Raw genomic sequence first — 12,247 nt, 5'->3', positions numbered from 1 at the left:
CTGATGAAGATCGTCGACATGAGGGTGCGCTGCGTGGCGATCCCGCTCAACACGCAGCTTCGCCACAATACCGGGGTCCATCCCGGCTATTTCCTGCGCACCATCCTCGAACTGGTCACCGACGAGGGTCTCGTCGGCCTGGGCGAGGTCGGCGGCGGCGACCAGCGCGGTGCGCTGATGAAGCTGAAGCCGCGCATCATCGGCATGGACCCGTTCCATCTCGAGCTGATCAAGCTGAAGACGCTCAGGGCGATCTATTACCTCTCCAATGCCCGGCTCTATGCCGCGATCGAGATGGCCTGCCTCGATATCCAGGGCAAGGCGCTCGGCCGTCCGCTCTGCGACCTCCTCGGCGGGCCGGTTCGCGACCGCATCCCGATGATCGCCTATCTGTTCTGGCGCTATGACCGGCCGGGCGGCGGCCATGACGAGCATCCGCAGGACATGGCCGATCTCTGCCAGGAATTGCACGAGACGCTCGGCGTCAAGGCGATGAAGCTGAAAGCCGGCGTGCTCTCGCCCGAGATCGAAGCGGCGGCGGTCGAAGCCTGCCGTGAGCGCATGGGACCGGATTTCGGCCTGCGCATCGATCCCAACGGCGTCTGGTCGGTGCCGACGGCAATCCGCATCGGCCAGCGGCTGGAGGCCGTCGGCATGGAATATTTCGAGGACCCCGCCTGGGGGCTCGAAGGGAATGCCGCCGTGCGCAAGGCGGTGCGCATCCCGATCGCCACCAACATGTACCCCGCCAAGTTCGACGATCTCGGCCCCGCCATCCGCCTCGGAGCGGTCGATATCGTCCTGACCGACATCCACTACTGGGAAGGCCCGCGCGGCGTGAAGGACCTCGCCGCGATCTGCCGGACCTTCGCGCTCGGCGTCGCCATGCATTCGGGCGCCGAGTTCGGTATCGAGCTCGCCGCCATGCTGCACACCGCCGCGACCATCCCCGAGATGAGCTTCTCCGGCGACGCCCATTACCACTACCTGACCGACGACATCATCGAGGGCGGGCTAATGCCCTATGAGGACGGCACCATCCGCGTGCCGACCGGCCCAGGCCTCGGCGTCGCGCTCGACGAGGACAAGATGCGCCATTACGGCGCGCTCTACGAGGAGAAGGGCGACTACTACGCCCGCTTCCACCAGGACCCTTACCGCCCCGACTGGCATCCGGTCGTCGGCGGACTTTGAGAGGTCGCCTCGCGATCTCGTCGATCCGCAGAAGCGCTCATCACGCCCCGATCACGCCGGCAACCATCAGGAACGACGCATGTTCGACATCCCCACGATCAACCGTCCCGCCAAGGCGCTTCTCGACGGACTCGCCGGCATCGGCACGGCCACCGCGTCGAGCGAACTCTACAAGATGGGCATCCGGAACCCGTTCATCGCGGGAGCCGTGCCGCACTCGCGCGGCAAGGCCATCGCCGGCCCCGCCCTCACGCTGCAATTCATGCCGAAACGCGAGGATCTCTACGGCGACGACGAGTACGCCGATCGCGAGAAGCAGCTTCACAGGCACGCGCTGTATCATGTCGAGGCCGGCGACGTCGTCGTCGTCGATGCCCGCGGCGACATGCAGAGTGGGATCTTCGGCGAGATGATGCTGACCTATTTCGCCGGCAAGGGCGGCGCTGGCATGGTCATCGACGGGGTGATCCGCGATGCGGCGAAGGCGTTCGCGCTCGACATCGGCTACTGGATGCGCGGCACTTCGCCGAACTTCCACACCCAGACGACGCTGATGCCGCATGCGGTCAACGTGCCGATAGCCTGTGGCGGCACTTATGTCAGGCCGGGCGACATCATCATCGCCGACGATGACGGGGCGATCTGCGTTCCCATTGCCTATGCGGAGAGGCTGCTCGAGGCCGGCAGCCATCATGCCGAATGGGAGGATTTCTCCCGCATCATGCTGTCGAAGGGCGGGGATCTTCGGCGCTATTATCCGCTCGCTCAGGATGCCGAAGCCGAATACCTGGCGTGGAAAGCGGAGCAGCAGCACGATTGAGGTTGCGCGCTGCCTTTCGACATGCAGGGGCTCTGGGCTGGGCGGAGCTTAGGGCTTTGCTGCCCGGAAGCGGACACCGGAGCTCCGCTGATTGGAATTGGCTCCAAGCTCCAGACTGCCGCAGTGCTCGCAATGGCCGGCGCCGCCGCCTAGCCCTCTGTGGTAGCCGCCCGGGCAAGGAGGAGCAAAGCCAGAGCAGCGACACCGGAGAGTGCGACCAGCACGGCCGCACTCGCCGAAAGCCCGGCACGTTCCATCATGACGGCGAATGCAAGCGGCGCCGCAGCGCGGATAGCGAGGCCTGGCGCGGACAATTTGCCGAGCATGGCGCCATAGCCGGCGGGGCCGAAAAGCTGGAGCGGTACGGTGCCGCGCACGATCGAGCTCAAGCCCATGCTGACGCCGTACGCGATGGCGAATAGTCCGGCGAACGCAGCGGTGCCGCCACCAAAAACCAGCAGAACGAACCCGAGCGGCATGAGGGCGCCGGAGACCCATGCCGTGGTCACCGGAGGCACATTGGTACCGAAGAGCATCTCGATGAGCCGCCCGGTCACCTGAGATGGGCCGACCAAGGCTCCGAATGTGACCGCGAGCGCCGCGCTGAAGCCGAAGCCCTGCAGCAGCGTCAGCATGTGAACCGACATGGCCGAGACGACGAAGCCCTGCAGCGAGAACGCGACAGCCAACAGGACGAAGGCGCGTCGGCGAGAGGCCCCGGCGAGATAGCCGCCGGCAGCTGTCGCGTCGGTTGGTCGAGAGGGCTTTGCGGCGTGCATCGACAGGCTGCGAGGCAGCAGCAAGGCGTGCAAAGGCAGGGCCAGGAGCAGGTAGCCCATGGCGTAGATCTGATAGATCGCGCGCCAGTCCGCCTCTGCCAGCAATGCGGTCGTGAGCGGCCAGAACAACGTCGAGGCGAAGCCGCCGATCAGCGTCAGCTTGCTGATCGCGCGCCTAGCATTCGCGCCATGAGCCTGCGTTAGAGCCGTAAAGGCGGCGTCATAGAGAACCAGCGTCGAGACGACCTCAAGGGCGATCATCGCCGCGTAATAGCTGATCAGCCCTTCCGCCTTGGACAGGGCAAAGAGCGACAGGCTCGCCAGCACGCAGCCGATGCTCATCATCCGGCGCGTGCCGTATATGTCGATCAGGCGCCCGGCCAAAGGGGCGGCAAAGCCACCGGCGAGCAGTCCGAGCGCAAAGCCGCCATAGGTCCATTCGGGCGCCCAACCAAAGCTCTTCGTGATCTCAGGCGCAAGGACCGCGAATGCGTAATAAAGCGCGCCGTAGCCGGCGACCTGGGTTACGCCGAGAGCCAGGATGAGCCCGATCCCCGCGATGGGGTCCGGGCTCGCTTGCGAGTGGACAGGAGTCGTCATTGCGCTTGAGCGGTCTCGCCGATCTTCGATGAGCTGCCGCAGCCGCAACCGGTCTTGCCCTGCGCCTTGGCCGAGGCGTCGTCGGCACAGCAGGCGTCTATGCTGCTCGGAGCCGGACCGCCACAACACCCGCCTGCACTTTCGGGCGCGGTCGTACACACGCCGGTTTCGGGCAGGACGAGCTGGACAGCGTCAGCCGCGGCAACGTCGCCGGCGATTGCGGCGACGACCGAACGGACCTGTTCATAGCCGGTCAGCATCAGGAAGGTCGGCGCGCGGCCATAGCTTTTGATGCCGACCGTATAGAAGCCGGGTTCGGGATGGGCCAATTCGCGGTGACCATGCGGGGGCACCGAGCCGCAGGAATGCAGGTTGGGATCGATCATCGGCCCGAGTGCCCTGGCGCTCTCCAGCCAAGGATCCAGCTCGATGCGCAGCTCGCGGGTCAAGGAGAGGTCAGGACGCTGGCCCGTGCAGACGACGATCCGATCGACGGCTGAGACCGTGCGAAGACCGTCAGGCGTCTCGCCGTCGAGTGCGAGCTGGCCATTCACCTCCCGCACGGCCGTGGCCGCAAAACTGGTCACGAGCTCGATGCTGCCCGCTTCGACGAGCTGCCGCAGCCTCTGGCCGAGGTCGCCGCGGGCGGCGAGCTGGTCGTTGGCGCCGCCGCCATAGACGCGGGACAGGTTGTTGCTGCGCGTCAGCCAGATCGCCCTGGCAGCGGGTCCGGTGGTGGCGAGCTCAGCCAGGTCGAGCAGCAAATTGGCCGCAGAATGGCCGGCACCGACAACGACAGTGGTACGCCCGGCATAGGTTGCGCGGTCTCGGCCGAGCACATCGGGAATGCTGTAGGCGATCCGATCGGCAAGGGCCTCCTCGCCTTCAGCCGCCACGCCACCCGCGCCGAGCGGGTTCGGCGACGTCCACGTTCCCGAGGCGTCGATCACCGCCCGCGCGAGCTCACGGCGGACGCGGCCGTCGCTGTCGACGACGGTGAGCTGGAACGGGCGCAACTCGCGGTCACGGCTGACGACCTTGTCGACGCCTCGCCGCCCGATCGCCTTGATCCGTGCGCCATATTCGATAACCGGCGCCAGCTCGGGCGTTTGCGATAGCGGAGCAAGATAGGCGCTGACGAGGTCGCTGCCGGTCGGATAGGCCGCCTCATCCGGCGCCTGCCATCCCGCCTTCTCCAGCAACGCGCGACCTGCCGGATCGACGTTGTACGCCCATGGCGAGAACAGCCGAACATGGCCCCAATCGCTGACGCTCGCACCGGCTGCCGCGCCGGCCTCGTAGACCTTCACGGGAAGACCGCGCGCAACGAGGTTGGCAGCGGCGGCGAGGCCCACCGGACCAGCGCCAATGACGGCGATCGGTAGCTCCAACATGATTGCATCTCCTGTTATTCTAGAAGGATGGAATTATTGGGCAAATAAAAAGGCGGCTCATGCGGCCTGATTGGAGGTAGAGCAGGCTTCATCAACACAGCACTCGTCCGCGAGAAAGCCCACGAGAGCGGCCATCGCGGGATATTCGGCCCGGCAGATCAAGGTCGTGGCCTGCCGCTCCTGCGAGACCAGACCGTTCTGCACGAGACGCTGCATGTGGTGCGAGAGGGTCGAGGCGGGAATGCCCAGACGCTCCTGCACCTGATTGACCGGGAGACCGCTGTGGCCAGCACGGACCAGTACCCGGTAGAGCTCAAGGCGGGTCGGATTGCCGAGCGCCTCAAGCTGCTTCGCCACTTCTTCGACTTTCATGGAAATAGATTGCGCCGCTCGATGCAAGCTGTCAATCGGTATTTCCAAAGTTCTCGAATTACTCGGCAGCCTGGACCTTCCTGACGCTATCGCCGCGCTCATACCAGCCCTTCGAGCCGTTCACGATCCACACCACGGTCAGCATCACGGGAACCTCGATCAGCACGCCAACGACCGTGGCAAGCGCTGCTCCAGAGTTGAAGCCGAACAGGCTGATCGCGGCCGCCACGGCGAGCTCGAAGAAGTTGGAGGCGCCAATGAGGGCGGATGGTCCAGCGACGCAGTGCTGCTCGCCTGCAATCCGGTTCAGCAGATAGGCGAGGCCGGCATTGAAATAGACCTGGATGAGGATCGGCACGGCCAGGAGCGCGATCACCATCGGCTGCGCCAGGATCTGCTCGCCCTGGAAGCCGAACAGCAGCACGAGCGTCGCAAGGAGCGCAACGAGCGAGGCCGGACCAAGCCTGCCGAGCAGGCGGTCCAGCGCTGCCTGCCCGCCATTCGCCAGAATACGGCTGCGAAAGAGCTGAGCGACGATCACTGGGATGACGATATAGAGGACGACCGAGAAAACCAGCGTTCCCCATGGCACCGTGATCGCCGACAGGCCGAGCAACAGGCCGACGATCGGAGCGAAGGCGACGACCATGATCGCGTCGTTGAGCGCGACCTGGCTCAGCGTGAAATGCGGCTCGCCCTTCGTCAGGTTCGACCAGACGAAGACCATTGCGGTGCAGGGCGCCGCGGCGAGGATGATGAGCCCGGCGATATAGCTGCTGATCTGCTCGGCGGGCAGCCACGGACGGAACAGCCAGGCGATGAAGAACCAGCCCAAAGCCGCCATCGAGAAGGGCTTGACCGCCCAGTTGATGAAGAGCGTGACGCCGATGCCGCGCCAGTGCCGGCCGACCTGTCCGAGAGCCGCGAAGTCGATCTTCAGCAGCATGGGAATGACCATCAGCCAGATCAGCACCGCGACCGGCAGGTTGACCTTGGCGATCTCCGCCGCGCCGATGGCCTGAAAGACACCGGGCATGACGTGGCCGAGCCCGATGCCCACGACGATGCACATGGCGACCCACAGGGTCAGATAGCGTTCGAAGGTGGACATTGGCGCCTCAGGCGGGAGTGATGGGTTGACCGGCGGCGTCGACGACAAGTTCGCCGTCTTCCTTGCGGAATTCGCCGAGCTGCGGCGGCAACAAGGGCAGCACGGCCTCCAGGGGCGACAGAGCCTCACACCTTTTGGCGAGACGACGAGCGGCCGGTTGATGAGATTTGGGTTGGCCTCGACGGCAGCGAGCAAGGCATCGTCGGAAAGATCGGGCGCATCCAGGCCGAGCTCGGCCAAGGGCGTGCCCTTCTCCCGCAGGATGTCTCGTACCGTCAGCTCCGCACGGGCCAGGAGCTGCAGCAGCAGCGCCCTTGACGGAGGTGTTTTCAGGTACTCGATCACATGCGGCTCGACACCTGCATTGCGGATCAGGCCGAGCGTGTTCCGCGACGTCCCACACGCCGGATTGTGATAGATGATGACGTCCATCACGCCACCTCTGGGCGACGGCCAGTCGTGCCTTCGAGCGCACCGATTTGCCTGACACGCTGCGCCAGCGCCATCTCGTCAAGGCTGGCCACCGGCAGCGACAGCAGCACATTGATACGGTTGCGCAGATAGCGCAGCGCCGTCACGAAGGCGCGCTCACGCTCGATCTCGCTGCCCTCAACGTGCGAGGGATCTTCGATTCCCCAATGCGCGGTGATCGGCCGGCCCGGCCAAAGCGGGCAAGCTTCGCCGGCCGCCTGGTCGCAGACGGTGACGACCATGTCCATCACCGGAGCGCCGGGGGCGGCGAACACGTCCCATGTTTTCGAAGACAGTCCAGTGGTCGGAATGCCCTCCGCCTCCAGGACTTTGATAGCCATGGGCTTCGGACCAGGGCCGCCTTCGCTGCCGGCGGAAAAAGCGCGGAAGCGCCCTTCACCGAGATGGTTCAGCAGCGCCTCGGCCATGATCGAGCGCGCTGAATTATGGGTGCAGAGAAACAGCACGTTGTGGACGCGATCAGGCATCGGTCGTGACCTTGGCAGGTTGGCAGCAGGGGGTGAGCTCGGCGAGAAGAGGAGCGCAGATCTCCGGGCGACCGCCGCAGCAATCCTTGAGGAGGAAGGCGATGACCGAACGTAGGGCGTCGAGATCCGCCCTGTAGACGATCGAGCGGCTGAAGCGCTCGGAACGGACGAGCCCGGCGCGACTGAGGATCGCAAGATGCGAGGACATCGTATTGTGCGGGACATCCAGGCGCCGCGCGACTTCACCGGCGGGCAGGCCCTCCGGCTCCGCCGTCACCAGCAGGCGAAACACGTCGAGGCGGGTACCCTGCGCCATCGCGGCGAGAGCGAGGATGACTTGCTCGTTTTCCATATGTCGAGACTTATCGACATATCTGGATCGACGCAAGGCTCAAGTGCGGTAGCGGGCCAGCCGCCCAATATCCGAGCCCCTCGTCAGAGCGCCCCGGTCCAGAGTTTCCAGCACAAAGGTTTCAGTCGCGCTGGTATGGAGCGCTCCTCAGGTCGCCGCGCCCCAATGCGACAACAGCTTACGCAACAAGCTCGACGGCCATGTTGCCAGTCACGCGAACGATGCCGATCGCCGTCGCAAGGCAATGACCGCGCTCATCGCCAAGCCGGCGCGGGTGGCGCATGCCAAGATGGGAACAGGATACCGGCTGCTCCTCAAGCGGTCGGCTGCCGGGTGACAGGCCCCTCTCTGCGAATGCACCGAGGGCGCGACAGGCACCCCTTCAGACAATGTTTTTGCCGACGGCGTTGTCCGCCTTCACTTCAGGCCGGCGCCGGCTCCTTGTCGGGCATGGGCACCTCGATCGTCTCCGGCGCATCGACCATGACGAGTGCGATCGGGGCTCCGGTCAGGTCGGTGAGGCGATAGGCAGCCTCGACCGCATGGCCGTTGCCGACATGGCCGGCCATGACCAGCGCGCCCTGAGCACGGCCGAGCAGCGGCGCCAGCGCCTCCGCCTCATCGGTCGAGGTGGCGGCGACCAGCACCCAGTCATAGGTCTCGCAGAGCGCATCGAGCGCGACGTCGACGATGTCGGATGCCGCCAGCACGGCCGCCCGCCCCGCCCGGCCCGGCGCGATCTCGTGCAGACGCGAATCCGGCTCGCGCGTGATGATGTCGGAGAACATCGCCTCGCCGGCGAGCAGCTCGGAGAAGCCGGCCCGATCGCGGGAATCGCTGGCGAGGTCGACCAGGATGCAGCGGCTGCGCTCGGAGAGAAGCAGCGCCAGCGCCCGCGGCAAAGCCTCGCCGGGCTCGGCCCCGTCCAGCACCACGACGAGCGGCGCATGGCCTTCGCTCGGCTTGTTGATGCAGGCCGCGAGATCGGCGGCCGCCGACTCAGGGTCGGCGACATCGAGATGAAGCTGGCCGACACGCCCGCCATGGGTCAGGAGGCCGGCAATACGCTCGCGGCGCGCCGGCGCCGTCTTCGCGGCGCCCTGCTCATCCTCTTCCGACGCCTCCATCTGCGGCTCGGCACGTGCCCGCATCTTGCGGCGCGGCGCGTCCTCGGCGGGCGCCGGGGTTCCGCCATTCAGAATCTCGCGCGAGACGACCGCCGCCAGCGTGACCAGGAAGGTCGCGAGCGTCGCGACGACCATGGTCGGCAGCTTCTTCGGGAACGAAGGAGCGGTCGGTTCGACGGCGCGCGAGATGACGCGGGCATCGGCCGGGGTCGCGTTCTGCGCGTCGCGGGCGAGCGCCTCGCGATAGCGCAGCATGTACTGTTCGAGCTGCTCGCGCTGGGTACGGGCCTCGCGCTCGAGCGCGCGCAGCTGGACCTCGTCGTCATTGGCGCCAGAGGCGGTCTTCTTCTGGCCGTCGAGGGCGGCGGTAACGCTCTCGACGCGCTGGCCGGCGATCTTGGCCTCGTTCTCAAGCGTGCGCACGGCGCGCTCGGCGGCGGCGCGGATCTGGCCTTCGAGATCGGCGAGCTGGGCGTTCAACTCCTTGATGCGCGGGTGTTCCGACAGGAGGTTGCGCGATTCCAGTGCGATCTGGGCGCGCAGGTTGACGCGCTGCTCGATCAGCCGGCGGACGAGTTCATTATTGGCGACATCCGGAATCTCGAAGGTGCGGCCGGCCTTGATAGCGTCGCGGATGATCGAGGCCTTGGCCTGCGACTCGGCCTGCTGGTTGCGCGCCGCGGAGAGCTGCGTCGACAGATCAGCGAGCTGCTGGGCGGTGATCGTGGTGTTGTTGGCGCCGACGAGCAGCCCGTGGCGGGAGCGGAATTCCTCGACCTTGGCCTCGGATTCAGCCAGTTTCCTGCGCAGCGGCTCGATCGTGGTCGAAAGCCAGGACGAGGCGCTGCGCGCGGTGTCCTGCTTGGCCGCCTCCTCCATGTCGAGATAAGCGGCGGCGATCTCATTGGCGCCCTTGGCGGCGAGCGCCGGGTCCTGCGAGGTGAACTCGACCGCGACGATGCGCGAGCGCCCGACCGGGAAGACCAGGAGCCGGTCGTAGTACTTCTCCAGCACCCGCTCCTCCGGCGAGCGATCGGCCGGATGGGCGCCGATGCCGAGCAGCACGCCGACCTTCTTCAGCGCGCCGAGCGCGCCGGCTCCGGAGTCGAATTCGGGATTGCCGACAAGGCCGATGCGCTTGATCGCCTCGCGCGCCAGATCCCGCGACATGATGACCTGGACCTGGCTCTGCACGCCCTCGGCATCGAATTGCTGGCCGGAATTGTCGGAGGACTGGCCCGGCCGCGTGTAGTAGCTGTCGCGGCTCTGCAGCAGAAGCTGGGCCTGGCCGGTATAGCGCGGCGGGATGACGTTGACCGCGGCGAAGGACAAGCCCAGCGCCGCCAATGTCGGCCCGATGATCCAAAGCTTCTTCGCCTTGATCGCGGCCCAGAGAGCCGGCAAGTCGAGCAGGTCGGAGCGGCTCTCGCCGGCGGCCGCAACGGTATCGTAGCGAGCGGTCATGAGGCTTCCATTCACGCAGAACTCTTGTGCCCCTGGGGGAGCACGTCACCTCATCTGAGCGCATTAAGGTTATTGGCGGGTTAAAGCGGCGCGGCGCCGGAATACATCCCGCGCCCCGGCGCTCAGCCTTTGTTAACCATGTCGGTCTAACCCTAGAGACAGATTCTGAAGGGTTCGCCGGTGATGATGAGTAGACATCCCGTCCGTCTGGCGCTTGCCGCTGCGCTCGCAGTGGCCGGCTGCGCGCCGCGCATCGAAGCGCCTGAATTCGCCGTCGAGCGGACTGCGCCCTACCAGCTCGCCAGCGGCGACAAGCTGCGCGTCATCGTGTTCGGGCAGGACAACCTCTCCAACATCTATGCCGTCGACGGCTCCGGCCGCATCTCCATGCCGCTGATCGGCGCGGTCGAGGCGCAGGGGCGCTCGACGCAGCAGCTCGAGCGCGCGATCGAAGCGCGCCTGCGCGCCGGCTATCTGCGCGAGCCAAAGGTCTCGGTCGAGGTCGACGCCTACCGGCCGTTCTTCGTGCTCGGAGAGGTCACCAATTCCGGCCAGTTCCCGTTCGTCAACGGCATGACGATGCAGACCGCGGTGGCGATCGCCGGCGGCTTCACGCCGCGCGGCCAGCGCAACTATGCCGAGGTCACCCGCTTGATGGACGGCCAACTCGTCACCGGCACGGTGCCGATCACCTACCCGGTCCGGCCCGGCGACACGATCGTGATCAAGGAACGCTGGTTCTGACCGGCTCTCCCCGGGATACCGCCATCATGCCCGCTGCGGCCGGCTCTGCTCCGCTCAAGATCCTGCATGTCTTCCGCGCACCGCTCGGCGGGCTCTTCCGGCATGTGCTCGACCTCGCCCGTGGCCAGATCGCGCGCGGCCATGCCGTCGGCATCTTCTGCGATTCGACGACGGGCGGCGCCCGCGCCGATCAGGTCTTCGCCGAGCTCGCACCGCAGCTTTCGCTCGGCGTCACTCGCGTGCCGATGTCGCGCTATCCGAGCCTCACCGACCTGCGTGCGCAGATCTCGCAGGTCTCGATCCGCGATCGGATCGCACCGCAGATCGTGCACGCGCACGGCTCCAAGGGCGGCGTCTACGCTCGCCTGCCGGCGCTGGTCTCGCCTCGCCGACGCTACATCACCGCCTATACGCCGCATGGCGGCAGCTTCAACTACAAGCCCGGCAGCGCCGAGCACCGCGTCTACATGACGATCGAGCGCCTGCTCGAGCGCGCGACCGACATGTTCCTGTTCGAGAGCGCCTTCATCGCAGGCCGCTTCGAGGCCCATGTCGGGCACAAGCCGCGCACCGACCATCGCGTCGTGCTGAACGGCATCTCGGAAGCCGAATTCGAGCCGATCGACCATGCCGACGCCGCGTTCGACCTCGTCTATCTCGGCGAACTGCGCTCGGCCAAGGGCGTCGACACGCTGATCGAGGCGCTCGCGCTGCTGAAGCGCCGCGACGGGTTGACGCCGCGCATCCTGATCGTTGGCTCCGGCCCGGACGAGGCGCTGCTACGGCAGATGACCGTCGAGCAAGGCGTCGCGAGCCAATGCGTGTTCGAGCCGCCGGGGCCGATCCGCGCCGCGCTCGCCAAGGCGCATGTCATGGTGATCCCGTCCCGGGCGGAATCGCTGCCCTATGTGATCCTGGAAGCGGCCGCGGCAGCGCAGCCGCTGATCGCGACCGATGTCGGCGGCATCAAAGAGATCTACGGCCCCAGGCATGCCGACCGTCTGATCTCCGCCAACGAGCCGACCATCCTGGCCGATGCGATCCGCAAGGCCCTGGCGACACCGGAGGCGGAGCGGCTCGCCGAGGCCGCCGACCTCGCACTGCATGTCAGGGCCAATTTCTGCCTGAATGCGATGATCGACGGCGTCCTCGACGCCTATCGGGCCGCGCTCGCCAAGCGCGGCGGCTGATCGGCTGCCCCAAGATTCTGCAGCCGAGCAGAGCACCCGGCGCCGGCATCGATCGAGGGTAGAATATCCTTCTCCATTGGCGAATCCTGCCTCCGCAGCGCGCGAGGCGACGCCGCCGCGAGGGAGGACATGATGGGCAAG

General features: G+C 66.4%; 11 protein-coding genes and 1 pseudogene. 4 read left to right on the top strand and 8 right to left on the bottom strand.

Features of this window, described 5'->3' with window-relative positions:
• Positions 1-3: 3 nt before the first annotated feature.
• Positions 4-1,194: an enolase C-terminal domain-like protein gene (locus CXY91_RS00430; protein WP_100958866.1), complete on the top strand. Its 1,191-nt coding sequence runs from the start codon at positions 4-6 to the stop codon at positions 1,192-1,194.
• A gap of 79 nt (positions 1,195-1,273) precedes the next feature.
• Positions 1,274-2,014: a ribonuclease activity regulator RraA gene (locus CXY91_RS00425; protein WP_100958865.1), complete on the top strand. Its 741-nt coding sequence runs from the start codon at positions 1,274-1,276 to the stop codon at positions 2,012-2,014.
• Between the two features lie 149 nt (positions 2,015-2,163).
• Here CXY91_RS00425 and CXY91_RS00420 read toward each other — a convergent pair whose 3' ends face one another.
• The 8 genes and pseudogenes from CXY91_RS00420 to CXY91_RS00385 form a co-directional block, all read right to left on the bottom strand.
• Positions 2,164-3,393, bottom strand: coding sequence for an MFS transporter (locus tag CXY91_RS00420; RefSeq protein ID WP_100958864.1), 1,230 nt, complete (start codon positions 3,391-3,393; stop codon positions 2,164-2,166).
• Positions 3,390-4,787, bottom strand: coding sequence for an FAD-dependent oxidoreductase (locus tag CXY91_RS00415; protein ID WP_100958863.1), 1,398 nt, complete (start codon positions 4,785-4,787; stop codon positions 3,390-3,392). Before CXY91_RS00415 ends, CXY91_RS00420 begins: the two co-directional genes overlap by 4 nt.
• 57 nt (positions 4,788-4,844) lie before the next feature.
• The gene (locus CXY91_RS00410) at positions 4,845-5,159 is read right to left on the bottom strand and encodes an ArsR/SmtB family transcription factor (protein WP_100958862.1); all 315 of its coding nucleotides are present in this window, start codon (positions 5,157-5,159) and stop codon (positions 4,845-4,847) included.
• A 58-nt stretch (positions 5,160-5,217) separates the two neighbouring features.
• Positions 5,218-6,270, bottom strand: a complete 1,053-nt coding sequence (arsB, locus tag CXY91_RS00405; RefSeq protein WP_100958861.1) for an ACR3 family arsenite efflux transporter — start codon at positions 6,268-6,270, stop codon at positions 5,218-5,220.
• Positions 6,271-6,277: 7 nt separating this feature from the next.
• A pseudogene (gene arsC, locus CXY91_RS00400) lies at positions 6,278-6,702 on the bottom strand (arsenate reductase (glutaredoxin)).
• A complete protein-coding gene (locus CXY91_RS00395; RefSeq protein WP_100958860.1) occupies positions 6,702-7,229 on the bottom strand; it encodes an arsenate reductase ArsC in 528 nt (175 codons plus the stop codon). Before CXY91_RS00395 ends, arsC begins: the two are co-directional and overlap by 1 nt.
• Positions 7,222-7,581 carry an ArsR/SmtB family transcription factor gene (locus CXY91_RS00390; RefSeq protein WP_100958859.1) on the bottom strand — a complete coding sequence of 120 codons (360 nt, stop codon included), beginning with the start codon at positions 7,579-7,581 and terminating at the stop codon, positions 7,222-7,224. Before CXY91_RS00390 ends, CXY91_RS00395 begins: the two co-directional genes overlap by 8 nt.
• Positions 7,582-8,003: 422 nt before the next feature.
• Positions 8,004-10,172 (bottom strand): GumC family protein, encoded by a 2,169-nt coding sequence (locus CXY91_RS00385; RefSeq protein ID WP_100958858.1) that lies wholly within the window; start codon positions 10,170-10,172, stop codon positions 8,004-8,006.
• Positions 10,173-10,358: 186 nt separating this feature from the next.
• Between CXY91_RS00385 and CXY91_RS00380 the strand changes: the two genes are divergently transcribed.
• Together CXY91_RS00380 and CXY91_RS00375 are read left to right on the top strand one after the other, a co-directional pair.
• A complete protein-coding gene (locus CXY91_RS00380) occupies positions 10,359-10,916 on the top strand; it encodes a polysaccharide biosynthesis/export family protein (RefSeq protein WP_100959047.1) in 558 nt (185 codons plus the stop codon).
• A gap of 26 nt (positions 10,917-10,942) precedes the next feature.
• Complete coding sequence (locus CXY91_RS00375; RefSeq protein WP_100958857.1) at positions 10,943-12,106, top strand: glycosyltransferase family 4 protein; 1,164 nt, start codon at positions 10,943-10,945, stop codon at positions 12,104-12,106.
• Positions 12,107-12,247 lie beyond the last annotated feature (141 nt).

Origin of the sequence: Allobosea sp. FBZP-16, assembly GCF_002831785.1 — a bacterium.
In the GTDB taxonomy this organism is placed as follows: domain Bacteria; phylum Pseudomonadota; class Alphaproteobacteria; order Rhizobiales; family Beijerinckiaceae; genus Allobosea; species Allobosea lupini.
This window is presented reverse-complemented; position numbering and strand designations above follow the sequence as displayed.